The sequence below is a fragment of the Shimia haliotis genome (assembly GCF_900114415.1).
In the GTDB taxonomy this organism is placed as follows: Bacteria; Pseudomonadota; Alphaproteobacteria; order Rhodobacterales; family Rhodobacteraceae; genus Shimia; species Shimia haliotis.
On record NZ_FOSZ01000003.1, the window covers coordinates 380,496 to 405,232 of the forward strand.

Annotated in this window: 29 protein-coding genes; 4 read left to right on the plus strand and 25 right to left on the minus strand. The window is 60.4% G+C overall.

Going from position 1 to position 24,737, the window contains the following annotated elements:
- Positions 1-3: 3 nt before the first annotated feature.
- The 3 genes from BM069_RS10065 to BM069_RS10075 form a co-directional block, all read right to left on the minus strand.
- Complete coding sequence (locus BM069_RS10065; protein ID WP_093323381.1) at positions 4-1,188, minus strand: amino acid aminotransferase; 1,185 nt, start codon at positions 1,186-1,188, stop codon at positions 4-6.
- Positions 1,188-2,045: a 3-mercaptopyruvate sulfurtransferase gene (gene sseA, locus BM069_RS10070; protein WP_170846723.1), complete on the minus strand. Its 858-nt coding sequence runs from the start codon at positions 2,043-2,045 to the stop codon at positions 1,188-1,190. The genes BM069_RS10065 and sseA overlap by 1 nt, the downstream gene beginning before the upstream one ends.
- Positions 2,046-2,171: 126 nt before the next feature.
- Positions 2,172-2,447: a hypothetical protein gene (locus tag BM069_RS10075; RefSeq protein ID WP_093323383.1), complete on the minus strand. Its 276-nt coding sequence runs from the start codon at positions 2,445-2,447 to the stop codon at positions 2,172-2,174.
- Between the two features lie 230 nt (positions 2,448-2,677).
- Between BM069_RS10075 and BM069_RS10080 the strand changes: the two genes are divergently transcribed.
- On the plus strand, positions 2,678-3,415 hold the full coding sequence (locus BM069_RS10080; protein ID WP_093323384.1) for a hypothetical protein: 738 nt from the start codon (positions 2,678-2,680) through the stop codon (positions 3,413-3,415).
- Here the strand turns inward: BM069_RS10080 and smpB are convergent.
- Complete coding sequence (smpB, locus tag BM069_RS10085; RefSeq protein WP_093323386.1) at positions 3,398-3,877, minus strand: SsrA-binding protein SmpB; 480 nt, start codon at positions 3,875-3,877, stop codon at positions 3,398-3,400. The two genes, BM069_RS10080 and smpB, sit on opposite strands and share 18 nt — an antisense overlap.
- Positions 3,878-4,023: 146 nt before the next feature.
- Here smpB and BM069_RS10090 point away from each other — a divergent pair, with 146 nt between their 5' ends.
- On the plus strand, positions 4,024-5,133 hold the full coding sequence (locus tag BM069_RS10090; protein ID WP_093323388.1) for a THUMP domain-containing class I SAM-dependent RNA methyltransferase: 1,110 nt from the start codon (positions 4,024-4,026) through the stop codon (positions 5,131-5,133).
- Positions 5,134-5,137: 4 nt separating this feature from the next.
- Here the strand turns inward: BM069_RS10090 and BM069_RS10095 are convergent, their stop codons facing one another.
- The gene (locus BM069_RS10095; RefSeq protein ID WP_170846724.1) at positions 5,138-5,869 is read right to left on the minus strand and encodes a glycosyltransferase family 32 protein; all 732 of its coding nucleotides are present in this window, start codon (positions 5,867-5,869) and stop codon (positions 5,138-5,140) included.
- Between the two features lie 326 nt (positions 5,870-6,195).
- Here BM069_RS10095 and ilvD point away from each other — a divergent pair, with 326 nt between their 5' ends.
- The gene (gene ilvD, locus BM069_RS10100; protein WP_093323391.1) at positions 6,196-8,043 is read left to right on the plus strand and encodes a dihydroxy-acid dehydratase; all 1,848 of its coding nucleotides are present in this window, start codon (positions 6,196-6,198) and stop codon (positions 8,041-8,043) included.
- A gap of 120 nt (positions 8,044-8,163) precedes the next feature.
- Here the strand turns inward: ilvD and BM069_RS10105 are convergent, their stop codons facing one another.
- The 19 genes from BM069_RS10105 to BM069_RS10190 form a co-directional block, all read right to left on the minus strand.
- Positions 8,164-9,339: a thiolase family protein gene (locus tag BM069_RS10105; RefSeq protein ID WP_212611530.1), complete on the minus strand. Its 1,176-nt coding sequence runs from the start codon at positions 9,337-9,339 to the stop codon at positions 8,164-8,166.
- Complete coding sequence (locus BM069_RS10110) at positions 9,314-10,825, minus strand: AMP-binding protein (protein ID WP_170846725.1); 1,512 nt, start codon at positions 10,823-10,825, stop codon at positions 9,314-9,316. The genes BM069_RS10105 and BM069_RS10110 overlap by 26 nt, the downstream gene beginning before the upstream one ends.
- An 8-nt stretch (positions 10,826-10,833) precedes the next feature.
- The gene (locus tag BM069_RS10115) at positions 10,834-11,370 is read right to left on the minus strand and encodes a biotin transporter BioY (RefSeq protein ID WP_093323395.1); all 537 of its coding nucleotides are present in this window, start codon (positions 11,368-11,370) and stop codon (positions 10,834-10,836) included.
- A 104-nt stretch (positions 11,371-11,474) separates the two neighbouring features.
- Complete coding sequence (locus BM069_RS10120) at positions 11,475-12,071, minus strand: energy-coupling factor transporter transmembrane component T family protein (RefSeq protein ID WP_212611531.1); 597 nt, start codon at positions 12,069-12,071, stop codon at positions 11,475-11,477.
- Complete coding sequence (locus BM069_RS10125) at positions 12,071-12,745, minus strand: energy-coupling factor ABC transporter ATP-binding protein (protein ID WP_093323398.1); 675 nt, start codon at positions 12,743-12,745, stop codon at positions 12,071-12,073. The genes BM069_RS10120 and BM069_RS10125 overlap by 1 nt, the downstream gene beginning before the upstream one ends.
- A gap of 161 nt (positions 12,746-12,906) precedes the next feature.
- Positions 12,907-13,944, minus strand: coding sequence for a TraB/GumN family protein (locus tag BM069_RS10130; protein WP_093323399.1), 1,038 nt, complete (start codon positions 13,942-13,944; stop codon positions 12,907-12,909).
- Between the two features lie 39 nt (positions 13,945-13,983).
- Complete coding sequence (locus tag BM069_RS10135; RefSeq protein ID WP_093323401.1) at positions 13,984-15,411, minus strand: TRAP transporter large permease; 1,428 nt, start codon at positions 15,409-15,411, stop codon at positions 13,984-13,986.
- Complete coding sequence (locus BM069_RS10140) at positions 15,404-16,039, minus strand: TRAP transporter small permease subunit (protein ID WP_093323402.1); 636 nt, start codon at positions 16,037-16,039, stop codon at positions 15,404-15,406. The genes BM069_RS10135 and BM069_RS10140 overlap by 8 nt, the downstream gene beginning before the upstream one ends.
- 77 nt (positions 16,040-16,116) lie before the next feature.
- The gene (locus BM069_RS10145; RefSeq protein WP_093323403.1) at positions 16,117-17,133 is read right to left on the minus strand and encodes a C4-dicarboxylate TRAP transporter substrate-binding protein; all 1,017 of its coding nucleotides are present in this window, start codon (positions 17,131-17,133) and stop codon (positions 16,117-16,119) included.
- A 113-nt stretch (positions 17,134-17,246) separates the two neighbouring features.
- Entirely contained in the window at positions 17,247-17,876 is a 630-nt protein-coding gene (gene ureG / locus BM069_RS10150; protein ID WP_093323404.1) for an urease accessory protein UreG, read from the minus strand.
- 1 nt (position 17,877) lies between these two features.
- Positions 17,878-18,288: a DUF3995 domain-containing protein gene (locus tag BM069_RS10155; RefSeq protein WP_093323405.1), complete on the minus strand. Its 411-nt coding sequence runs from the start codon at positions 18,286-18,288 to the stop codon at positions 17,878-17,880.
- The gene (locus BM069_RS10160; protein ID WP_093323407.1) at positions 18,285-18,926 is read right to left on the minus strand and encodes an urease accessory protein UreF; all 642 of its coding nucleotides are present in this window, start codon (positions 18,924-18,926) and stop codon (positions 18,285-18,287) included. The genes BM069_RS10155 and BM069_RS10160 overlap by 4 nt, the downstream gene beginning before the upstream one ends.
- Entirely contained in the window at positions 18,916-19,407 is a 492-nt protein-coding gene (gene ureE, locus BM069_RS10165; protein WP_093323408.1) for an urease accessory protein UreE, read from the minus strand. The genes BM069_RS10160 and ureE overlap by 11 nt, the downstream gene beginning before the upstream one ends.
- A gap of 25 nt (positions 19,408-19,432) precedes the next feature.
- A complete protein-coding gene (locus BM069_RS10170) occupies positions 19,433-19,660 on the minus strand; it encodes a DUF1127 domain-containing protein (protein ID WP_093323410.1) in 228 nt (75 codons plus the stop codon).
- A gap of 116 nt (positions 19,661-19,776) precedes the next feature.
- The gene (gene ureC, locus BM069_RS10175) at positions 19,777-21,489 is read right to left on the minus strand and encodes an urease subunit alpha (protein ID WP_093323411.1); all 1,713 of its coding nucleotides are present in this window, start codon (positions 21,487-21,489) and stop codon (positions 19,777-19,779) included.
- A 78-nt stretch (positions 21,490-21,567) separates the two neighbouring features.
- Complete coding sequence (locus tag BM069_RS10180) at positions 21,568-21,873, minus strand: urease subunit beta (RefSeq protein ID WP_093323413.1); 306 nt, start codon at positions 21,871-21,873, stop codon at positions 21,568-21,570.
- Positions 21,870-22,037 (minus strand): hypothetical protein, encoded by a 168-nt coding sequence (locus BM069_RS19825; protein ID WP_170846726.1) that lies wholly within the window; start codon positions 22,035-22,037, stop codon positions 21,870-21,872. The genes BM069_RS10180 and BM069_RS19825 overlap by 4 nt, the downstream gene beginning before the upstream one ends.
- Positions 22,038-22,051: 14 nt before the next feature.
- Positions 22,052-22,354: an urease subunit gamma gene (locus tag BM069_RS10185; protein ID WP_093323414.1), complete on the minus strand. Its 303-nt coding sequence runs from the start codon at positions 22,352-22,354 to the stop codon at positions 22,052-22,054.
- 4 nt (positions 22,355-22,358) lie between these two features.
- Positions 22,359-23,096 (minus strand): urease accessory protein UreD, encoded by a 738-nt coding sequence (locus tag BM069_RS10190; RefSeq protein ID WP_244503587.1) that lies wholly within the window; start codon positions 23,094-23,096, stop codon positions 22,359-22,361.
- Positions 23,097-23,430: 334 nt separating this feature from the next.
- Here BM069_RS10190 and rpe point away from each other — a divergent pair, with 334 nt between their 5' ends.
- On the plus strand, positions 23,431-24,114 hold the full coding sequence (gene rpe, locus BM069_RS10195; RefSeq protein WP_093323417.1) for a ribulose-phosphate 3-epimerase: 684 nt from the start codon (positions 23,431-23,433) through the stop codon (positions 24,112-24,114).
- A gap of 20 nt (positions 24,115-24,134) precedes the next feature.
- Here the strand turns inward: rpe and BM069_RS10200 are convergent, their stop codons facing one another.
- Positions 24,135-24,659: an SH3 domain-containing protein gene (locus BM069_RS10200; protein ID WP_244503588.1), complete on the minus strand. Its 525-nt coding sequence runs from the start codon at positions 24,657-24,659 to the stop codon at positions 24,135-24,137.
- Positions 24,660-24,737: the final 78 nt, after the last annotated feature.

Genomic DNA, 24,737 nt, shown 5'->3' on the forward strand with positions numbered 1-24,737 from the left:
GGTTTAGACGCCGGCGTCGATGATGGCTTGGGCCAACATCGGGATGGTGTTTTCGTTCAGACCTGCGATGTTCATGCGGCTGTCGCCAACCATGTAGATCGCGTTATCCACCCGCATTTTCTCGACCAGATCGGGCGTAGTGCCCAAGAGGCTGAACATGCCGCGGTGCTGCGCGAGGAAGCCGAACCGGTCGGAGCCGCTCAGGCGCTGCAGTTCATCCGCGAGTTTCTGACGCAGTTCCAGCATGCCAAGACGGGTTTCTTCCAGTTCCGCCATCCAGTCTGCCTTCAGCTCCGGATCGGTGAGGATCGTGGTCACAACTCGTGCGCCGTGGTCCGGCGGGAAGGAGAAGTTCTGGCGGTTCAGGTGGTTGAGGTTGCCTTGCACCACTGGCGTGTTGGCCGCATCCGCGCCCATCGCGATCAGAAGACCGGTGCGTTCACGGTAGATGCCGAAGTTCTTGGAGCAGGACGCCGCGATCAGCAGTTCCGGCACCTGAGACGCCACAAGGCGGGTCGGGGCGGCGTCTTCCTCAAGACCATCGCCAAAGCCTTGGTAGGCGATGTCGATCATCGGCAGGCAGCCTTTGGCAAGGATCAGGTCGATCACCGATTGCCATTGGGTCAGGTTCAGGTTCGCGCCGGTCGGGTTGTGGCAACAGCCGTGCAGCAGGATCACGTCGTCGGCTGTTGCGCCGGCAAGGTCTTCCATCATGCCATCAAAGTTCACACCACGGGTTTCGCCGTCGAAATAGCGGTATTTCACAACTTCGATGCCGAGGTAGCCGAGGATGCTGACGTGGTTCGGCCAAGTCGGATCAGACACAAACACCCGCGCGTTGGGACTCATCTGTTTCACCAGTTCAAACGCCTGACGCACGGCGCCGGTGCCGCCTGGAGTCGCCGCTGCGGCGATACGCGCGCGGTCGGCGCTGTCGGCTAGCAGCAGATCGCACATCGCGCTCGAGTAGGCCGGATCACCTGCCAGACCGGTATAGGCCTTGGTTTCCTGCTCAGCGACCAGCTTGCGCTCGGCGGCTTTCACGGCGCGCATCACGGGGGTGATGCCCTCGGCGTTTTTGTAGACACCCACACCCAGGTCCACCTTGGTGGCGCGCGGGTCTTCACGGTACTGGGCCATCAGGCCGAGAATTTTGTCTTTGGGTTGCTCTTTGAGGTTGGTGAGCATCAGGCTTCTCCGGTGGCTACGGGCATGGTGGGGAAGGCGCCCCATTCTGCCCAGGATCCGTCATAGAGCGAATGATCGGACTTGCCGAACCGCTCCATGGCGAGGCTCAGGATCGCGGCGGTGACGCCCGATCCGCAGGTGGTGATGGCGGGTTTGCCGAGATCGACGCCGGCCGCTTCAAATACGGCGCGCAGATCGTCCGGCGATTTCATGGTGCCGTCCGCATTCAGCACGGTGGTGAACGGGATGTTCTTGGAGCCCGGGATATGTCCGGCGCGTAGGCCGGCGCGGGGCTCTGGGGCTTCGCCGCGAAAGCGCTCGCCGCCGCGCGCATCAAGGATTTCATGATCGCCGAGCTTGGCGGCATGGGCCACCTGTGTCACGTCGCGCACCATTTGGTTCTGGCGCCGCACGGTCATGTGTCGGTCGCGGATCATTGGCGGCAGGTCGTCGGTGTCGCGGCCTTCCTTGATCCATTTTGGCAGGCCGCCGTCCAGAACGGCGATGTCCATTTGGCCCATCAGACGAAACAGCCACCACACGCGCGCCGCGGAAAAAATGCCGTGACCGTCATAGACAACAACCTGATGTCCATCACCGACGCCCATGGCACGCAGGCGGGACATGAATTTTTCGACCGGCGGTGCCATGTGGGGCATTTCGCTGCGGGCGTCGGATACGTCGTCGATGTCAAAAAAGCGTGCCCCGGGAATATGGGCTTCGGCAAATTCCGCTTTAGGATCGCGGCCCATGGCTGGTAAATACCAGCTGGCATCCAGAATGCGCAGATCCGGATCCTTTAGATGAGCTGCCAGCCACTCGGTTGAAACCAGCGTTTTCGGATCGTCCAAAGCCATGTCATCCCCCTTGCATCGCGTCACCGCGCACGATTGTTGCGCGGCCAATCCAGAGTCATCTGACTGCCTACAGCCGGCGGGGGTAAGAGGCAAGAGCGCGCACCCAGTGAGTGCGCGCCAAAGGTCTTATTTCGTAAGCGCGTTGCGCACCAAGCTGACAATGGCCAACACAACACCACCCCCGACGCCGCCGCTGGCAATTTGACCGATGATGCCGGAGATGTCGGTGCCACCGGCGGCAAGGCCACCTGCACCGACCATGGACAGAATCTGGCCGCCCAGACCACCGCCGACGATGCCGCAAACCGCATTGATCAGCGTGCCCTGATCAATTTTGTTGATGAGCTTGCCCGCTGCCGTGCCGCCAAGCGCGCCGGAGATCAAAGAAATCACTAGTTCCATCGTTTATCCCTTCGTGTCGGGCCATGGTTGATTGTTGCGTTGGCGGGCCCGTCGCCTGTTGTTCAATAACAGGTGCCAAACATGTGACTTTAGGGGAAAGTTTGTGGTGAACTCCCGTAAAATGGCGCGCTGGCGTGTTTTCAAAGCGAAGGAATTCTGATCTATTTGTCTCAAGGCGTCGTAATTTCATTGAGTGATTTCAAGATTAAGCCCCTTTTTCGGAGGCACCCATGTCCACCAATTGTGACACCGTTCTGATCCTTGGCAGCGCGCCCAATGCGGTTGAGGCTGCGGCTTGGCCGCGGGCGCAGTTTGATCATGTGGTGGCGATCAATAACGCATGGGCGGTGCGTCCGGATTGGTCTTATTTGATCCACCCCGAGGATTTTCCGGAGGCCCGGCGCCCCGTGGATTTGAAGCAGGGCCAACAGATCGTCGATTACCGACAGTATATCCCTCAGCAGAACGCCTTTGGCGGTGTTGTCTACGCCGGAGGAACAATGGCCTTTACCGCGGGGTACTGGGCTCTGGGTGCGCTGCGGCCAAGGGTGATCGGGTTCATGGGATGCGACATGATGTATGCAGGTGCTGGCAACACGCATTTTTATGGCACCGGCGAGGCAGATCCGTTGCGGGATGATGTGACGCTGCAATCGCTTGAGGCAAAATCTGCGCGTCTGGCGCTGTTGGCGGCGGAGATGGGGTGCGCCTGTGTAAACCTGTCGACAGAGCCTAGTCGCCTGGTGTTTCCACGTCTATCAGTGGCAGCGCTAAGGGCGGCAGAGCAGCCCGCGCTGACGAATCCGCCGGGCGTTGCTTTGGCGCGGGAGCGGGAAGTCGCTCTTGGGTACTCGGCGCCTGACGGGCGCTATTGGGAGCAGCTGGACGCGTTTGAGCCCGACAAGCTGGCGGCGATAGATGCGACGTGGTTGTCGGCCTTGGAAGGGGCGTCAATCGCCGTGGCGTAGCAGGCGCTGTTTCTGGCGACCCCAGTCACGTTTGGCCTCGGTGGCCCGTTTGTCGTGGTTCTTCTTACCCTTGGCGATGCCGATCTTCATTTTCACAAGGCCCTTGTGGTTGAAGTACATCACCATCGGCACGAGCGTCATGCCTTTGCGCTGTGTCGCATTCCACAAGTCCGACAGCTGCTTGCGGCTGACCAGAAGTTTGCGCTTGCGCCGTTCCATGTGCGGGAACATGGCGCGTTCATAGGGCGCGATATAGGAGTTCACCAACCACAGCTCTCCCTCTTCCACCGCGGCGTAGCTTTCGGCGATGTTGCCGGATTTTTCGCGCAGGGATTTGACCTCCGAGCCGGTCAGGATAATGCCGACCTCGAGGTCATCCTCGATGGCATAATCGTACCGTGCCCGCCGGTTCTCGGCGATCACCTTGTAGTTGGGATCCGTATCTTTCTTTTTCTTTGCCATAGCCGGGACGGGATAACGCGCGGGACGGGGGTTGTCCATAAGGTGCGGGCGCTCTGGAGAGGGTGGAAAATTCGACGAGTCGGCGTTTGCGCGGCAATATGCCTTTTCCGCTCGCCGCGGCCGGCATTTCCCGTTAAACCCCGCGCATGACCCAAGCACCCCCCAAATTCGAGATTTTCGTCGTCACCGCCCCCGGGCTTGAAAAACCTCTTGCCGCGGAAATGCGTGAGGCCGGCTTCAAGAAGCCTAAGATGATGCCCGGTGGTGTGCGGTTCCGCGGCAACTGGAATGACGTGATGCGCGCCAACCTGACCTTGCGTGGCGCGATCAGAGTGCTGGCACGAGTCGGATCTTTCCAGACGATGCACCTCAATCAGCTTGAGGGGCTGACGTCCGATCTTCCGTGGTTGAGCTTTCTGGATCGCGATGTTGCGGTGAAAGTCGAAGTGGTGACGCAGCAATCCAAGATTTATCATGCTGGCGCTGCCAAAGAGCGGATCGAAAAAGGGCTGCGGGCGGCGATCGACATTCCGACCAGCGATGACGCGCCGGTCACACTCAAGACCCGCATCGACAACAATATGGTGACGTTCTCTCTCGATACGTCTGGCGAGAGTCTGCACAAACGCGGCTTTAAGGCTGCGGTCGCCAAGGCGCCTTTGCGCGAGACCATGGCCGCGATGTTCCTGCGCCAGATGGGCTTTGATGGCAGTCAGACCGTGGTTGATCCGATGTGCGGTTCCGGCACCTTCGTGATCGAAGCTGCTGAGATGGCGGCGGGACTGCTGCCGGGGCGGGAGCGTGGATTTGCGTTTCAGCATCTGGCCACCTTTGATGCGGAGGCATGGGCCGAGATGCGCAGCACAACGGCGCAGCCGACAGATGCGCGGTTTTACGGGTCGGACAAGGATGCCGGCGCTGTGCGCATGTCCGGCGACAATGCGGTGCGGTCCGGTGTGGCGGAGCTCTGCCAATTTGCCCAGACATCGGTGGGCGATCTTGTTCCGCCCGAAGGCGCTCCGGGCATTGTGATTGTGAATCCGCCGTATGGTTCGAGGATCGGGGACAAAAAGCCGCTTTTTGCCTTGCACGCCACTCTTGGGCGCACTCTCAAAGAGCGCTTTGCCGGCTGGCAGGTGGGACTGGTGACGTCGGACTCAGGTTTGGCAAAATCGACAGGCCTGCCGCTGAAAGCAGAATTCGCGCCGGTGGCGCATGGCGGTCTGACGGTGAAGCTGCACAGCTGCACGCTTTGACTATCTAGTACCAGTATTTTGAGAGCTTGCGCCATGTGTGCTGGATCGTCGGGGCTTTCCAGCTTCCCATGCCGAAGTGCAGGACTTCGCGATGATGCAGCGCGGGACGATCGACAAATCGCACACCGTCAATGACCATGCTGCGTGCGCTCTGCAAATGGCGCACCACGTCCGGCGCGGTATGGCCGCGGTCTGACAGCCAGTCATAGATCACATCCGTCAAAACCCCTGGACCGGTCTTTTTGATGGTCCAGTCGGGGTGGTCTTGAGTGAAAAAAGGATCGTGCGCGTTGATTTCGATGCGACGTGCGGTTTCGGCGAGAATGGCATGACCTGGCTTGAAGGCGAACGTCCAATTGGAGAAAGCAACTATGTTGTCCCGCCAGCGATAGCTGAGATTGTAAGCCCCGCCGGACTTCAGATGCCCTGAAGGATGCCAATCCGGAAATTTTCGCAAGTAGTCTCCGTCAATGCCGATGACGGCTTCGTCATTTGGGGCGATCCAATCCGACAGTGGTTTGCGACAGATGGTGTCCGCATCTGAATAGAGCCCGCCGTGATGCAAAACGACAAGGACGCGCCAGAAATCGGAGCGTTCCACGGGCGTGAGCATCAGATAAGTCTCAAGATGCGCAGGGTAGACCTCTTGGATAAAGGCCAAACAATCCGTGTCATCGTTAAAGGACACATGCCAGTCAGGATTCTGTTGGACCCACGACGCGATCCAGCGCCGCATTGGTCGATCCATTTGAGCGACGTCTTTTGTTTTCCATGTCTGGAAAATCGAACGAGGTATTGCAGGGTGCGGGGTGATGGGTCCGGTCCTTTATCGCTTGGCGGACAATAGGCAAACCGACGGGCGTGCGGCAAGACACAGTGGTCAGTGAAGCGCGAATTTCGTGCGACGTTGCCTTTGTGTTCGATCTGCAAGGAATTTGCGTGGTTTTGAGCAACAAAATTTCCGCGCCCACTTGCAAATCCCCGATATGAATGGCACCCGTTCAGACCAGATATTATTGGGGCACCGTCAGGGTGCCGTCGCCATCCGCAGGAGAGCAAAAGATGCCCGATCTTCGTTCCAAGACTTCGACCTTTGGCCGCCGTATGGCCGCTGCACGTGCGCTGTGGCGTGCGACAGGTATGAAAACCGAGGACTTTGGCAAACCGATTGTGGCGGTGGTCAACTCTTTCACGGAGTTTGTACCGGGTCACGTTCACCTGAAGGACATGGGCCAGTTGGTGGCGCGCGAGATTGAAAAAGCGGGCGGCGTTGCCAAAGAGATGAACACCATCGCGGTGGATGACGGCATCGCAATGGGCCACGACGGAATGCTCTATTCGCTGCCATCGCGCGAAGTGATTGCCGACTCTGTGGAGTATATGGCGAATGCGCATTGCGCCGACGCGCTGGTGTGTATTTCCAACTGTGACAAGATCACGCCCGGTATGCTGATGGCCGCAATGCGTCTGAACATTCCAGCTGTGTTTGTCTCCGGTGGTCCGATGGAAGCGGGCAAGGTGATCCTGAAGGACGGTGAGCACAAGGCCGACCTTGTGACCGCGATTGTGGGCGCTACGGATGAAGATCGCAGCATGGAAGAGGTCGACAAACTGGAACGCTCCGCTTGTCCGACCTGCGGGTCATGCTCGGGCATGTTTACGGCGAACTCGATGAACTGTCTTGCCGAGGCGCTGGGCCTTGCGTTGCCGGGCAACGGCTCGCTGTTGGCGACGCACTCCAAGCGCCGTGGGCTGTTTGAGGAAGCAGGTCACAAGATCATCGAACTGTGTGAGCGGTGGTACAAAGACGGTGACGAGACCGCGCTGCCGCGCGGGATTGCGAGCTTCAAGGCCTTTGAGAACGCCATGGCGCTGGACATCGCGATGGGTGGCTCGACAAACACGGTGCTGCACCTTCTGGCGATTGCCCATGAGGGTGAGGTGGATTTCACCATGGCCGACATGGACCGCATGAGCCGTCAGATTCCGCACCTGTGTAAGGTCGCGCCGTCTACGCCGAAGTATCACATGGAAGATGTGCACCGCGCAGGCGGTATTGCGCGGATTTTGGGCGAGCTGGATCGCGAAGGCAAAATCCACCGAGATTGTGCGACGGTCCATGAAAAGACCGTGGGTGAATTCATCGACAAGTGGGATGTGCGCCGTGAGAGCGCGGGCAACGAGGCGCGTGATCTGTTCATTGCCGCTCCGGGCGGTGTGCGCACGGTTGAAGCCTTTAGCCAGTCGCGGATGTACACGGAGCTTGATCTCGACATCGAAGACGGCTGTGTGCGTGACTTCGAGAATGCCTACTCTGAGGAAGGCGGGTTGTGCGTGCTGTTTGGCAACATTGCCGAGCAGGGCTGCATCCTGAAGACCGCAGGCGTGATCAAAGAGATGTACGAGTTCGAAGGCACCGCGAAGGTGTTTGAGAGCATGGAAGATGCGATGCACGGGATTTTGCAGAATGAGGTGAAGCCTTATTCTGTGGTCGTGATCCGCTATGAAGGCCCGAAAGGTGGCCCCGGCATGCAGGAGATGCTGTATCCGACTGCCTATCTGAAATCCAAGAAACTCGACACCACCTGCGCGTTGCTGACCGATGGTCGCTTCTCGGGTGGCACGGCGGGTCTATCGATTGGTCATGCCTCGCCGGAAGCGGCGGAGAAAGGTGTGATCGGCCTCGTGGAAGATGGCGACAAGATCAAGATCTCGGTGCCAAACCGGACTATCCATCTGGATGTCTCGGAAGAGGTTCTGGCCGAGCGCCGTGCGAACCATCCGCAGGCGGACAAGAAGGTCTGGAAAGCGGAAGGGCGGCCGCGCGCCGTTTCCAAGGCGCTGAAAGTCTATGCGCAGCACGTATCCAACGCCTCGCTAGGTGCGGTGCGGACACTGGACGACGAGTGATTTTCACTCTGTAGACGGATTGGGACGGGGTCGCTTGGGCGGCCCCGTTTTGCGATTGGGGGCGCTGCCCCGTCGCGCAGGCGCGACTCCCCCGAGGTATTTTGGGCAAAAGGAAAAGGGTTAAAGAGGTATCGGCGCGAAGGCGGCGGTGAGGCCCTGGCCTCCGCCAATGCCGATCATCGCCATGGCAAGCGCGTTTTCTGGCGCGGCGTGGCGGATCAGCTGGCTGTAGAGACGGGTGACAAGAAAGGCGCCGGAAGCTCCGAAAGGGTGGCCGAGAGCGATGGCGCCGCCTTGGGGATTGGGCAGGGTTTCGTCGACGCCGAGTTGGTCGAGACAGGCGAGGGTTTGGCTTGCAAAGGCTTCGTTGAATTCCAGATGGGTGAGGTCGGCGAGATTGAGCGACGGGTTGCGTGTGAGCAGCTTGCGGGTGCTTGCGACGGGGCCAATGCCAAGCAGGTTGGGGTCGACGCCAGCGGCGGCTGCGTCAAGAAAGGCCAGTGCGCGGCTGTGGCCCAAGGCTCGGGCGTTTTGGGCTGTGGTGACGATCAGCGCAGATGCGCCGTCGTTCAGGGGGCAGGCGTTGCCGACGGTGACGGTGCCGTCTTTGACAAAGGCCGGGCGCAGGCGGGCAAGGCGCTTGGCAGTCATCGTGGCGCGGATGCATTCGTCGCGGGTTTGGCCTGCGACTTTGGTGATCTCGGGCAAGAATACGCTTTGGGCTGTGGCGGTGGCCGCGCGCTGTTGGGAGCGCAGGGCGAAAGCGTCTTGTCGCTCGCGCGTGATGTTGAAGCGGGTGGCAACGGTGTCGGCGGCTTCGCCCATCTCGGGATCGCCAATTGTGGCGGGGGAGAAACGGGCGCGTTTGTAGCTGTGTTCGGGCAAGTCTCCCGAGGCGGGCAGCGTGCGCAGCGGCGCGCGGCTTTGGCTTTCGACGCCGCCTGTGAGGACGGTGGTGGCGCTGCCCGAGGCAATGCGCAAGCAAGCTTGCCAGACGGCCTCAAGCCCCGAACCGCATTGGCGGTCGACTGTCACGGCGGGGACGTCGGTGGGCAGGCCTGCGTGCAGGGCAGCGAGGCGGGCGATGTTGCCGCCCGGGCCTGCGGCGTTGCCGAGGATGACTTCGTCGATGTCGGTCGGGTTGATGCCTGCCTCGGCGATGGCGTCCAGCATCACAGGGGTGGCCAAATCTTCGACCTCGAGGCTGGCGAACATGCCGCCAGCGCGGCCGATGGCGCTGCGTTTGGCGGCGATGATAACCGGTTGGCGCTCAGGTGGCGGGGTGAAGCGGGACAAGACGCGCGTCCTTTTCATCGAGCCAGTTCAAGAGCGTGCCGCGATCCGGCTTGCCAGAACTGGTCAGGGGCCAGTCGGTGAGGCGGAAGAAGCGGCGGGGCAGTTTGTAGCGCGGCAGGCGGATGGCGAGTTGGCTGCGGATTTCTTCGAGCGGGGTGTCGCCTAGCAGGATGGCCACAAGTTCCTGACCACGCGAATGGTGGGTGCGGCCCAAGACCAGTGCGCTGGTGATGCCGGGGATTTCGCCAAGCGCAGTTTCGATTTCCTGCGGGTAGACGTTGTGGCCTGCGGTGATGACCATGCCGCCTTCGCGGCCCAAGAGAGTTAGCGAGCCGTCGTAGTTGAGTTTGCCGAGGTCGCCGACTGTGGCCCAAGGGCCTTCGCGGCGGAAGCCGGAGTTGCGGCCGCCCCAGAGGTAGCCTTCGATTGCTAAATCGCCGCGCACGAAGATTGTGCCGGCTTGGCCTTGAGCCACTTCTGCGCCGTTTTCGCGGATCGAGAGTTCGACATGCGGGAACGGGCGTCCTACGGAATTGGCGGGGGCGGAGGAGGAACTGCGGCCGTGGGTGTTGAGGCTGACGAAGCCCAGCTCCGAGGCGCCGTAGTATTCGTGGATGCGGGCGCGGGGGAAGAAGTCGCGCGCTTTGGCAAGCAGGGCGGGGTCGAGTTTGGCGCCAGCTGTGGTGATTTCGATGATTTGATCCTGCGGGGTGCCGTGACAGAGAGCGGCGAGCAGGGAGGGCACGGCGACGATGCGGCGGGTGGTGGCCATGGCGCGGTGGGCGTCTGCGAGGTCGAAGCGGGTGATGGCGTGGAAGGTCGCGCCGAGTTCCAGCGTTTCAGCCAAAGCATAAAGCGAGATGCCGTGCGCGAGGGGGCCGGGGGCGAAGGTGTTGCTTTGCTCGGTGAGCGCAAAGGCAAGGCGGGAGGCGTCAAGGGACGCGCGCCAGCTGTGACGGGCGCGGGCGAAGGCCTTGGGTTGTGAGGTGGTGCCGGAGGTGAAACCTACCATAAAGGTGTCACGCGGATTGGTCAGCGGCAGGTCGATAGGGGTTGTGAGGAAGGTCTCAAACGCGTCGGTGTCTACCGTGATCGCGGGGATCGAGAGGCGCTCGGCGGCTTCGATCAGGGCGGTTTGCGAGGACAGGCAAAAGACCACATCCGGTGGCAGCTTTGCCAGCATGCGTTGATGTAGGGCGGCGGGCCATTGCGGGTCAAGCAACATGACCGCGTGCGGTGTGGCAAGCGCTGCGGGCAGGAGCGTGGCCGCGGCGGGTTGGTTGCCGATGGCGACCGCAAACAGGCGCGCGTCAGAGGGCAGCGAGAGGTCGGCGTGGCGTCGGTGCGGCAGGGCGGTCAGAGCGTTGTGCAGGCGCTTGAGGCGCTCAAACAGCGCGCCGTAGCTGAGCGACGTGCCGGAAATGCAGACCGCCAGCGCATCGGGGCACTGGCGGGCGTGGTGTTCTATGGCGTGGCGTAGCGGCAAGCGCGTCCTCAGATATTGGGGTAGGCGCGGCGAAGGCCGCGGGCGATCACCGTCGCCAGAACCACCTTTACCAGATCGCCTGGGATATAGGCCACCATGATCGCGAGCGATTTGTCGAGGCCGAGTTTGCCAACAACGGCCATCCACGGAATACCGAGCGTGTACATTACAAGGATTCCGCCGAAGGCGATCATGCCGCCAGTGACCCAGATGTTGGCGTTTGCGTTCTTGTGGACGAGATGGCCGATCACTGCGGCACAGATCGGCCATGCGAGAATGAAACCACCGGAGGTTCCCAGCAGAACGCCAAAGCCACCACGACCGCCGGACAAAAGAGGAAAGCCCATGGCGACAAGCGCAACAAAAAGCAAAAGTGCATAGCCGCCTCTTTTGGCCCCTAGCACTGATCCTGCGAGCATAACGCCGAGCGACTGTGCGGTGATGGGCGGCAGCGCGCCGCCGGCAAAAGCGATGGGCGGCATGAGGCCGAGCGCTGCGGTCAGCGCGACGAAAAGGGCGATATAGACGATGTCTTTAATGGTCATTTGGTGTCCCGATCCCGTGGTCTTTGTTCGTGTGAGCCATTTCCGGAGTCGGTTAAAATCCGGTTAAAGCATGGGCAAGTTTTGATGGCGCAAGAGGTCTACCTTTAGGAACGATATCCTCGAGATTCGATGGCATCCGAAACATCGTCCGCCATTTTGATCGCTCGGATCGCAAGTGGCATGGCAACAGCAATGATCGAGCGTTCCAGACCGCGGGTCTTTTGCGCTTCGCGGACTTCGGTGGCGATGCGGCCAAGTACAGGGATAAAGCGAAGGGCAAGCGAGATGGCAAGGCTGACCTTGTCGGGGTTTACACCAATAGGTTTGAACAAGCGCAGGGCGCGGGTCATGCTGTCGATCATGTCGCTGGCACGGGTGGTGAGGGTCACAAGGCTGGCCAGAAGGATCAGCGCGGCAAGGCGCAGGACAACGTAGGCTGCGAGGGTGAGGCCGGAGAAATACCACTGCACCGCAAAGAAGATCACGAAGATCCACATGAGCGGTCTGATCTGGGCCAGCGCGGTTTTCATCGGGATATTGGCGACACGGTAAAGCGCGAGAATTGCGACGACGGCGAGCGCCGTGACAAGCAGGCTTTCTTGCAGGAAGAGCGCGGTGGCAGCGATGGCGAGCGCGGCCATCTTTGGCCCCGGGCTCATCCGGTGGAGCATTGAGGTGCCTGGGGTGTAAAGATCCAGCATCAGGCCATGAGCTCCTGATAGAAGGGGATCGCCTTGGCGGGGGTGGCGTCACAGGCCACGCGGCCCTCGTCGATGACGATCACGCGGTCGTAGTCGGCGATCTGATCAAGGTCGTGGGTGACATGGATGATGGTTTGATCAAGCGCATTCAACACGCGCGCGATGCGGCGTTTGTTGCGTAGATCAAGCAGGGTTGTCGGCTCGTCCAGCACCACATAGGCGGGGGCCATGACCAGCACGCCGGAGATCGCCAGCAGCTGTTTTTGCCCGCCGGAGAGCAAATGTGCGGGGTGCTCGCGCAGGTGTTGCATGTCGTAGCGCTCAAGAATTTCGGTGGTGCGCGTGGCGATGGTGGCCTTGTCCAGACCGAGGTTTTTCATGCCAAAGGCGAGGTCTTCCTCGACCACTGGAAAGACGATTTGGTTGTCGGGGTTCTGAAAGACAAACCCGACGCGCCCGCGGACGTCCTTGCCCTGTTTTTTTGTGTCAAAGCCGTCCACGGAAACAGTGCCCGAGGTCGGCAATGCAAGGCCGTTGAGCAGGCGGGCGAAGGAGGATTTGCCGGAGCCGTTGGCGCCGATCACTGCGATGCGGCGCTCAGACAGGGAAAGGGAAATGTTGTGCAAAACGGGGTGGTCGCCGAAAGAAAGGCTGACGTTTTTGAGGTCGATCATAGGTGTCCCCGAGTGCGGCTGTTTGGGCGCTCTTAGCGCAAATGGCGCGCCGGTTGAAGCGGTAGGAGCCTGAGGCGCAGGTATTTGGGGAACAAAAAGAAGCAAGGAGGAAAGAGCCGCCCCCGCCGCTGGTGAGAGCGAAGAGGGCGGCGCGTAACGTTTTAGCGCGCGACCTGTGTGAGGGTGTAGCCCTTTGCCCGCAGCAGGTTGAGAACGCCATATTGACCCGGCAAATGCGCAGCCCCGACCGCGACAACGATGCGTTTTTCCTTGCGAGCAAGGATACGCGGCATCCAGTTTTTGTTGCGCTCATCCAGAATGTATTTGTCGTGGCTGCGCTGCAGGCGGGCGACTTCGGATCGGCTGACGTTCAGGTCGCGATACATGAACGCTTCGTTCACCAGCATGCCCTCGACCAGTTTGCCGTCGTGATAGGCGCTGCGCAGCGTGGTGGACATATTGGCGATTTCCGCTTCACTTTGCATATCCAGTTCAATGGACCGGACCTGATCACGAATGGGTTGGCGGCTGATGGTTCGCAAGGATTCCTCGAGGGTTTCCAAAGACACCATCGGCACCCGTGCGGAACGTGCGATGCGCTCGAGTCGGGCGTCGACACCTTTGGAGCGGTCCCAGCCAAAGGGATCACAATCCCCGCGAACCACTTCGCCCGAGATGAACCATGGCTGGATTCGGTTCAACTGATCCGGTGTGAACCCATAAAGCTGCATCCGAAAACTGAGTTGGTCCCACAAGTCTTTGCGCAGCAGCTGGCTCATGTATGGGCCGCGGCTGCGGGTGAGGACTTTGGGGTTTTGGTACACTGCGTCCCATTGCGGTCCGATTTCCTGTGTGCGCATTTCCAGCATCAAAAGGTCGGCGTTCCTGAGAAAACGGGAGGCGTCGGCGACCACCTTGCGGTGACGGCGGTCTCCGGCGTGGTGGGTGCCGACGATGCGAATAATTTGATCGACCTTGCGTGCCTCCCAGATGATGCCTTCGTGAAACGGCACCTTGGCGGCCTGCTGGGCAAATCTAGCGCGATCTTGCGCGCTGAGGCTCTTGCGCAGGTCTGTGCCTTTGCAAAGTGCGGTTGCGGCCTCCGGTGCAAACGAAAAAAGCGAGAGGGCCAATAGGAGAAACAGCGGGCGCAGGGGCGTGAATTTGGTCGTCATGCCCAAAGCAATAGAGGCACGCATTGCGTGCCTCAACTGTGAAGTTCATGACCTTGGGGTGTGCTACGCCAAGGATGGTAGCCAAAGCACAATGGCAGGGAAGGCCACAAGCAGGGCGATGGTGACAGCGTCCGCGATGAAGAAGGGCGTGACGCCTTTGAAGACGTCCTGAACGGTCAAATCCTCCCGCACGCCGGCCACAACAAAGCAGTTGAGACCTATCGGGGGCGTGATCAAACAGAACTCGGCCATTTTCACGACCAGAATGCCGAACCAGATCGCGCACATTGGACCGCTCATACCAAAGGTACTGTCGGCAGCGGCGACCGCTTCACCTCCGTTGAGGGCCATGACGGCGGGGTAAACCACCGGAAGCGTCAAAAGCAGCATGCCGATGGCATCCATGAACATGCCCAGCACAGCATAGGCCAAGAGGATACAGATCAGGATCAGCCACGGTGACATGGTCAGCGATGTGATCCAGTCCGAAAACGCGCCGGGAAGATCGGCAAAGCCGAGGAAGCGCACGTAGATCAGAACCCCCCAGATGATGGTGAAGATCATCACGGTCAGCTTGGCAGTGTCCAGAAGCGCTTCTTTGAGCTCCTTCCAGCGCATGCCTTGATAAAGCGCCATCAGGAAGACGATGAACGCGCCGACAGCGCCGCCCTCTGTCGGGGTGCCCCACGCATCTCCAAAGGGGTTGTAGACGAAGAAGATGATGATCACGACGACGGCCACAATCGGTAGGGCTGGCGGCAGTGAGGCGAAGCGTTCGCGCCATGTGAACCCTGTGACCGGCGGGCCGACAGATTTGAAGATCACGGCAATGCCGATGATCATCGCGGCATAGATGAAGGCCGAAAATGCGCCGGGAATGAAGCCTGCGAGCAGCAGCTTGCCCACGTCCTGTTCAACGATAATCGCATAGATCACGAGGATCGCGCTGGGCGGAATGAGGCTTGCGAGCGTGCCACCTGCGGCGACAACACCTGCTGCGAATTGTTTGTTGTACCCTGCTTTCAGCATCTCGGGGATGGCAATGCGGGCAAAGACGGCGGCGGTGGCCACAGAAGCGCCTGACACGGCCGCAAAGCCTGCGGTGGCAAAGACGGTGGAGACCGCGAGGCCACCCGGTACCCATGCGATCCAGCGTTTGGCGGCCTCAAACAGCGCCGTAGTCAGCTTGGCGTGATAGGCGAGGTAGCCGATCAGGATGAAGGTCGGAATGAGGCTAAGCGCCTGTGAGGACACTTTGGAATGTGGCACCGAGCCTGCGATGGCGATGGATTTGCCAAGGGCGCCGTCCCAGATTTCGCGGCGTTCATTCCAGTAGAGAAATTTGTCAGGGGCGTAGCCGAATTTGGCCCAGAAAATCCAAACGATGCCGATGAAGCCAGCCAGCGCAGCGGCAAAGGCCACGCGCATGCCCAGCACCACAAGCACCAGCATGCCGCCAGTAACCCAGAGACCAATCGTGATGTTATCCATTGGTATCGTCTCCGAGAATTTCGACCTCAGCGCGGGCCTGTTCTTCGATGGATTGCACAAGTGGCACGGCGACCGGTGCGGGCAGGTTCAGGAAAAAGGCGCGGCCATAGCCGACAACCTGAAGAGCGAGGCGGAGGCACATCACACCAAACGCAATCGGCACAATGAGTTTGGATGGCCAGATCGGAATGCCGATGTCGATGGAGCTGTCGCGCGAGCAAAGCGGGCGGGCGCAGTCAAAAGAGCGTTCGAAATGTGCCCAGCTGCCCATTGTCAGCGCAATCATAAGCAGGAAGATCAAAACCACGGACAGGAGTTCCGCCCCCCAAAGGGCGCGGCCTTTGAGTTGGCCGATGACCATGTCCATCCGGATATGGCTGCCGTCGCGTTGCACGTAAGCGATGCCCATCACTGCGATTAGCGGCATCAGGGTTTCGATGTAGTCCACATAGCCGGAAAGAGGCGAAGCGAAGAACTTGCGACCGCCTACCGAATAGGCGGCGAGGAACATGAGGCTGAAGACGGCGAGGCCGCTTAGCAAGGCAAATACGGTTTCAAGCTTGAGCAGACGACGGTCCAGCCTTGAAAGCAGGCTGTCGTCTTCAAGCACAGCGGCGCTGCTGGCCATGTGCAATCCCCCATGTCTTTGTTTTTATGCAAGAACGGCCCCGCGCGAGGTCGGGGCCGTTCCGTGTGTTGGTGCGCTTAGTTGGCGGCGCGATGATCTGCGAGGGTTTTCACCACAAGATCATAAAGTTCCTGACCAGGCAGGCCCTGGCCTTCCATGTCTGCGATCCACGCGTCGCGGATCGGGTCCGCTGCTTTGGCGCGGAATTCCGCGAGCACTGCGTCGTCGATCATGACTTTCGCAACGCCTTTTTCTTCCAGAACGCTGTCCCACTTCTCAAGCAGGGTGCCGTAGTTGGCGACGTAGTGATCCAGCGCTTCATCAACCGAGCTGTCGAGTGCCGCGCGGTGTTCGTCCGACAGCATGTCATAGGCGTCGATGTTCACCACAACCGGGCAGTTTACTGTGCCGGGGTTGAGGTTCGCAGTCCACCAGTCGGCCTGATTGATAGTGCCGAACGCAAGGTGCGCGTGCTGGGCGAATGCCACGGTGTCGACAACGCCGCTTTCCATTGCCTGATAGGCTTCGGTTGCGGTCACGGATGTCGGAACGCCGCCAACGGCCTCGAACGCTTTGCCAAGACCGCCGGTAGCGCGGACGCGCATGCCGTCAAAGTCTGCCAGTGTGTCACGCGGATCGCCGGTGCCGACAAGGTTGTACTGCGGCATGGGTGAGGTCATCAGAAGCATCGCGTTCCACTGTTCCATTTCCTCGGCGGCTGCCGGATGGGCGTAAACAGCTTTGGATACGGCAACTTCTTCGGCGAGGTTGGCAACGCCGAGGAACGGCAGTTCTAGAACGGTCACAACGCGGTTTTTGTCACGGTGATAGCCGGCGCAGAACTGGGCCATTTCAAACGCGCCGATCGAGATGCCGTCGAGGTTTTCGCGGTTTTTAGACAGGCCGCCGTAAGAGATGTTCAGCGTGAAATCGCCGCCGGTTTTTTCGCTGACCAGTTCTGCCAGTTTTTCAACGTGCTCGGTGAACGCGCGGCGCTTGCCCCAGACGGAGACGTTCCATTCGGTCGCCATGGCTTCGGATGCAAATGCCAAAGTGAGTGCAGCCGCTGCGGTGCGGCCCAAAAATTTCTTCATGATATCCTCCCATTGAATGGCTTTGGTGCCATTTCCTGCGAAAGACTAACCTAGCGTTAGGGCGCTGAATAGTCCGTATTTGTTGGTATGCACGGGGTTCTTAAACCGACGACTTATTGAGCAATCAGGCTGGGAATGCCCCCGATTTCACCAATCAGAGGCAAGATCGCGTCCAGACCTTTGCCGTGGCGCAGACTGGCAAAAACGAACGGCCTTTGGCCGCGCATTTTGGCGGCGTCACGCTCCATGACCTCAAGGCTGGCGCCAACGTGCGGGGCGAGGTCAGTCTTGTTGATGATCAGGATGTCGGAACGGGTGATTGCCGGTCCGCCCTTACGGGGAATTTCTTCGCCTGCGGCAGTGTCGATGACATAGAGCGTCATGTCCGCCAGTTCGGGAGAGAATGTGGCGGACAAGTTGTCTCCGCCGGACTCAATCAGGATCACGTCCAGATCGGGGATTTCGCGGTTCAACTCGTCGATGGCCGCAAGGTTGATCGACGCGTCTTCGCGGATTGCCGTGTGCGGGCAGCCGCCGGTTTCGACGCCCTTGATGCGCTCCAGCGGCAGCACCTGCTGGCGCATGAGTTCTTCGGCATCTTCGCGGGTGTAGATGTCATTGGTGACAACGGCGACGGAGAGCGTGTCGCGCAAGGCACGGCAGAGGGTGGCGGTCAGCGTGGTTTTGCCAGCGCCCACGGGGCCGCCGATACCGATGCGGAGAGGGCCGTTTGGAGAGGTCATGTCAGGCTCCTTGAAGTCGTAGGAAAAGAAAGGCGGCGCCGATTGCGAGGATCAGCGGGCTGTAGCTGCGTTTGTCGAGCGTGGCGAAGGGTTCTTCGCAAAAGGTGTTGCGCCAGAGCGGGGTGTAGGCCACAGCCCCGCGCAGCAGGAAGACTGCGGCGGCACAGCTCATCAGCAGGCTGTGCAGAGCGAAGGCGGGGACATGCGGTAGGATGGCGGCGAACAGCAGCGCCATAGCCACCAACGCACATGGAACGGCTGGGGGCATGCGGGTGATGCCTTTGGCGCCGACTGTGGCGCGGGCCAGAGAGGCTTCGTCCTTGATCGGGGTCCAGTAACCGATGGCCCAAAGCAGGTGCAAAGCGGCGGGGATGATCAGGGAGATCGACAGGAGCGTGGCGAGAACGGTCATGAGCGAAAAAGCCTCGAATACTGCGTTTCATGGTTCATGGACGCAATGTCGGTGGCGAATGTGGTGGAGGCAATGTCGTCAAGTGTCTCGGTGATGGCCTTATCCGCGATCTCTTGGCAGAGCGGCGCGGTTTGCAGCAGGACCGCCTGTGCCTCGGTCTGGCCCAGCGGTACAAGGCGGGTGGCGGCGGAGGTCAGGTTGGCGGCGAAAGCGTGCATAAAGAGCCGTGCTGTATCGGCAAGCGGCAGGTGTTGCAGGTGCGCGGCGTGGCCCACGGCGACGGGGTAGGTCAGCGCGCTAAGGTCGAGGTTGTGAATAGCAGCGGCAGTGCGGGCGAAAGCCGCGCCTTGTTGATCGGCTTCCAGCAGTCGTTCGGCGCTGGGCGCAAGCGCACGGGCCATGTCGTCGATCTCTTGCAGGTCGGTTGCATCTGTGTTGTAGGCCGCTGCCAAAAGGATCACATCGTTGCGGCCTGCGCCGAAAGTCAGGGTATCCGTGAGCCAGTCGGAGAATGTCTCCGCATTGGTCACAACTCCTGTGGCAACCAGATGTTCCAACCCGTGACTGTAGGTGAACGCGCCCACCGGAAAGGTGGGCGAGAGCCATTGCGTCAGGGTCAGGACCGGATCAGTGGTCATGATCGTGGGTGTGATCATGCGCGTGCGGGTGGCTGTGGTCGTGACCGTGGGTGCGTCCGTGACCATAGGCGCCGCCTTCGGGCGCGAAAGGCTCGGTTATATCGGTGACGGTGGCCCCCAGAAGCCCCAGCATTTCGCGGATCACATGGTCGGGCTGGATCAGCAGTCGGCCTTCCTCGATCTGACAGGGCGTGTGGCGGTTGCCGATGTGCCAAGCGATGCGGGTGAGGTCGTCAGCGGTGATCGCCATCAAAGGTTCCGGCGCGGCGGTCACGGTGATTTCGCCGCCATCCTGCAACACCAAAACCCCGCCGTGATCGAGCGAGGTGGTTTTGGGCAGATCAACCAGGATGCGGGTGCCGTCCTCAAGCTGCAGGGTTTTGCGGCGTAGGAAACGGTCTTCGTAGGTCAAGGCCACACGCCCCTTGGACGGGGCGTGCGCGTGGCTGTGATAGCTGCGGGCGGTGGGCAATGCAGTCATGCTGCACCCCCGGATGCCCGCAGGGTCAGATGTGCATGTAGTCGCCGAACACGTGGCGCACGATGTCTTCGCGACGCAGGCCGCGTTCCGCAAGCTGTTCGTCGGTCATCGCGTTCAGTGCGTCGACGCGCTGAACGCGGCTGTTGTTTTCCATGATTGCCACAAAGAAGCGGCCAATCGCCCGGAAGGGTGCCGTCAGGATTTTGCCCAGCGAAATCGGGGCGGTGGAGTGTGTTGTGTCGATAAGTGCCATTTCGAACCTCGTTTAAATAAACTCTGGTCCTCCCTCGGGTCTCGATATGCGTCAGTTGACTTGTCATGTGTAGGGTTGCTTTCGTCATAGCTGTGTTGCGGTTGGCGCAGGGCGGCTCAGAAAAGGAAGTAGCGCTGGGCCATGGGCAGCACGTCAGCCGGTTGGCAGGTTAGCAATTCACCGTCCGCGCGCACTTCATAGGTTTCGGGGTGCACTTCGATCTCGGGCGTCGCGGTGTTGAGTTTAAGGTGGGATTTGCCAATGTGGCGGGTGTTTTGAACCGCGACGGTTTGTTTGGCGAGGCCCAGTGTTTTGCCAATCCCGTCGGCCTGTGCGGCTTCGGAGACAAACACCACGGCAGCATTTTCCACCGCGCGGCCAAAAGCACCGAACATCGGGCGCGAGTACACCGGCTGAGGCGTTGGAATGGAGGCGTTGGGATCGCCCATCTGCGCACAGACAATCGAGCCGCCGATCAGCACCATTTCCGGTTTTACGCCGAAGAACGCGGGCGACCAGAGCACAAGATCGGCGCGTTTGCCTTCCTCGATCGAGCCAATCTGATGGCTGATGCCGTGACCTATGGCGGGGTTGATGGTGTATTTCGCGATGTAGCGTCGGACGCGGAAATTGTCGTTCTCGCCGGTCTCCTCGGCCAGTCGGCCGCGCTGTTTCTTCATCTTGTCGGCGGTCTGCCATGTGCGGATCAGCACTTCGCCGACGCGGCCCATGGCCTGACTGTCCGATGCGATGATCGAAAACGCACCCATGTCGTGCAGGATGTCTTCGGCGGCAATGGTTTCGCGACGGATGCGGCTTTCGGCGAAGGCCACGTCCTCGGGGATGGATTTGTCGAGGTGGTGACAGACCATCAGCATGTCGAGGTGCTCATCGACGGTGTTCACGGTGAAAGGCCGTGTCGGGTTGGTGGAGGAGGGTAGGACGTGCTCCTCGCCGCAGATTTTGATGATGTCGGGGGCGTGGCCGCCGCCTGCGCCTTCGGTGTGGAAGGCGTGGATGGTGCGGCCTTTCATGGCGGCCACTGTGTTCTCGACAAAACCGCTCTCGTTCAGCGTGTCGGTGTGGATCATCACCTGCACGTCCATGGCGTCGGCGACGGAGAGGCAGCAGTCGATGGCAGCCGGCGTCGTGCCCCAGTCTTCGTGCAGTTTCATGGCGCAGGCGCCGCCTCTGATCTGTTCTTCAAGCGCGGCGGGTAGGCTGGCGTTGCCTTTGCCCGCAAAGGCGAGGTTCATCGGGAAGGCGTCTGCCGATTGCAGCATGCGCCCGATGTGCCACGGGCCCGGCGTGCAGGTGGTGGCGAGCGTGCCATGCGCAGGGCCGGTGCCGCCGCCGAGCATGGTGGTCAGGCCGGAGTGCAGCGCGTCCTCGATCTGTTGTGGGCAAATGTAGTGGATGTGGCTGTCAAAGCCGCCAGCGGTGAGGATCTTGCCTTCGCCGGCGATGGCTTCGGTTCCTGGGCCGACGATGATGTCGATATTTGGCTGCGTGTCGGGGTTGCCGGCCTTGCCGATCTTGGCGATGCGCCCGTCTTTGAGGCCGATATCGGCCTTATAGATGCCGGTGTGGTCCACGATCAGCGCGTTGGTGATGACGGTGTCGACCGCACCTTCGGCACGGGTGGTTTGGGCCTGACCCATGCCGTCGCGGATCACCTTGCCCCCGCCGAATTTGACCTCTTCGCCGTAAGGGCCCGTGAGGTCGCGTTCAACCTCGATTACGAGGTCGGTGTCAGCAAGGCGCAACTTGTCGCCCACGGTGGGGCCGAACATTGCAGCATAGTCGGAGCGGGAGATTTTGGCGGGCATTGTTCAGGTGTCCATTAGAGAAGGCGGTTTTTGCGGCAAAGGGCGCTAGGGTGGGGGCGGACGGCTTGATTGGTGCCGTCACAAATCTCCCATGACTTTCTGGTTGAAGCCAAAGACGCGGCGCGCACCGGAAATCGGGATCAGGTTCACCTCACGGCGCTGACCGGGTTCAAACCGCACTGCGGTGCCGGCGGCAATGTCCAGACGCAGGCCGTGGGCTGCGGTCCGGTCAAACTCCAGCGCAGGATTGGCTTCGGCAAAGTGGTAGTGGCTGCCGACCTGAATCGGACGGTCGCCGGTGTTGGCCACCATCAGTGTGGTGACCTCGGCGCCGTCGTTCAGGGTCAAATCGCCATCAGCAGGAAGCAGTTCGCCGGGGATCATTTGCCGGATCCGACCCACAGTGCGATACCGCCAAGGGCCAATCCGCCCAGCATCAGGCCAAGCCAGATGGGATTGTCGCCATGCGGGTGAATGTGCATGCCGTCATGGGCCAGCGCGGGGGCAGCGGCGGTAAGGGCGAAAGCGGTGACTGCAAAACGTTGCATGTGTTTCTCCTTGATCAGCGGATAGGGTTGTGGACTGTGACCAGTTTGGTGCCGTCCGGGAAAGTGGCCTCGACCTGCACTTCGTGGATCATCTCGGGGATGCCTTCCATGCATTGGTCGCGGGTGATGACATGGCCGCCCTGTTGCATCAGGTCAGCCACGGATTTGCCGTCGCGCGCGCCTTCGACCACGGCGTCGGTGATCAGGGCGATGGCTTCGGGGTGGTTGAGTTTGACCCCGCGCGAAAGGCGTTTGCGGGCGATCTCCGCGGCCATGGCAATCAGCAGTTTGTCTTTTTCTCTTGGCGTCAGTTGCATGTCTTTAGAGTATCCATGTTCGGGGAAGGTCCGTACCGCGCAGGTGGCGCAGAGCAGGGAGAAGGGATTGGCGTAGCGCGTGGCCGTCTTCTGCCAGCAGGCGGGCAAAAATCAGCCCCTCGCGGATCAGGCTGACCCCGCAGGTGTCAGGCAGCAGGTCGCGCAAAGGCGCTAGGTGGCACTCCGCGTCAGGCGCCGAATAAAGCAAAGCGGCCATGGCGCGATTTCCGTTGGCGATGGCGGGGCGGTCCAGATGCGCTTGGACGTCACCCGTGAAGGCGATGCGATCGGCAAACAGCACGCGGGCATTGCGGCGGATGGTGATGCGGTCCGTGATCGCAGCATCATGGACGGTTTCGCCCATAGCGGTGCGCCCGAAAATCATCGGTTCGACCAGCAAAAAACGTGCGCTTGGGTCCAGATCAACGGTCAGGGAGCGATCGACGTGCGCGCCATCAAAGATGATGGTTTCCTGAGGCAACCAGTTCACTTGGGCACAATCGTGGACCTTGATCGAGGTGTGAATCCGCGCGGGGCGGGTGTCGATGCTGCGGTAGGCGCGTTCTGCGGCCTGAGTGGTGAGTGTCAGCTGGCTGTGGCTGTCTGCGACAATGTCGGTGTCAAAATCATCGCCACCGGTCAGGCCGCCGGACGTGTTCAGAAGCACCGCTTCCAGCGTGTCTCCTCCGGTGCGCGGAAACAGGATGCGCGAGGAGCCGGACAGGCGAAAATCGTCCAGCACAGTGTGAGCGCCACGCCTTTTTGCCCGCAGCAAGGCACGGCCGATGGCACGTGGTTGCGGTTGTGATGATATGTGTGCGCGTGCGGGGATGGGTCCCTCCATCTGAACTTTGGAAAAACCTGTCGGGGTGAATGCTCAATGAACAGGCAAACCGGCGCTAAAGTGACGGTTCCCCGACTGTCGGTGGTGCATTTTTGAGCGATGTTTTGGTGAGTGATCAAAACTTGGGCGATTGACGGATCACGCAAAGCCCGTTGCACTTTGACCGGTCCCGTCGCATTTTCGCGCAAACTTCGAATCGCGATGTCGCGCAGCCTCCATAGGGGAAACACCCATGTCATTTGACCGTTCCATCAAAATCGCCCCGTCGATCCTGTCGGCTGATTTTGCCAACTTTGGCCAGGAAATTCGCGCGATCGAAGATCAAGGCGCAGATTGGGTGCATGTGGACGTGATGGATGGGCATTTTGTGCCGAACCTGACTTTTGGCCCGCCTGCCGTGAAAGCGTTTCGCCCGCATGTGAAGACGTTTATGGACGTGCATCTGATGATCGCGCCGGTTGACCCCTATATCGAGGCCTATGCCGAGGCGGGTGCGGACATGATCACTGCACACGTCGAAGCAGGTCCGCACATTCACCGCACGCTTCAGGCGATCAAGGCGCAGGGAGTGAAAGCTGGAGTGGCCCTTAACCCTGGCACGCCTGTTGAGGCGATCGAACATGTGATCGATCTGGCGGACATGGTGCTGGTGATGACGGTAAACCCAGGTTTTGGTGGTCAAAAGTTCATTCATTCCGGTGTCGAGAAAACACGCCGGGTGCGGGAGCTGATCGGAGATCGCGAGATCCACATTCAGATCGACGGTGGTGTGACGCCTGAAACTGCGCCTTTGGTGGCAGCAGCGGGCGCAGACGTTCTGGTCGCTGGGTCAGCCGTGTTCAAAGGTGGGTCGGTGGATAAGCCGGACGTTTATGGCTCCAATATGCAGGCCATTCGTCAGAGCATCTCGGGCTGAAAAAAACTCTGTTGGTAGCGTCAGTCGCGGATTTCGTCGGGCAATACACCCCAGAGGTGGCGTTTGTGTGACCATCCCTTGTAGCCGGCGGCGTTCAGTTTGCACCAGTCGATCGTGCATTCTTCCAGCTTGGCAATCACGCCCAATTCCAGTTGGGCGGTCACAGGGGTGTTGTCGCCGGGGCGCGCAGTGAGGGGCAGCATATCGGTTTCAATGATCACTGTGCGTACCCCTGAAAGCAGGGAATAATGCACCCAGCCGCCTGCGCCTTCGATGTCGCGAACACGCCGCCAATGCTCATATTCTGCCGTGACTTGGAGAGGCATGTTGCGACGGGTGAAGACCCAATCAATGCGATGGGTGCGTGACGGGCCGCGGCGGACATTGGCCTTGGAGGCCTTGAGCGACACATATCGAGGCAGGGGCAGGTTGGTGACAGGCCCCTTCTTTTCCTCTGCCGCAACAGCAGAAACCAGTGCCAAAATCAGCACAGCGCCCGCTAAAACAAGCGATTTTCGACCTGAGAAGACCATCTTGCCTGACATTTTCTGCTCTGGAACTCGCGGGGGTTCTTGTGCCCCGTCAATGTGTGGGGCACTGTGACATCAACGCGCTGATTTGGA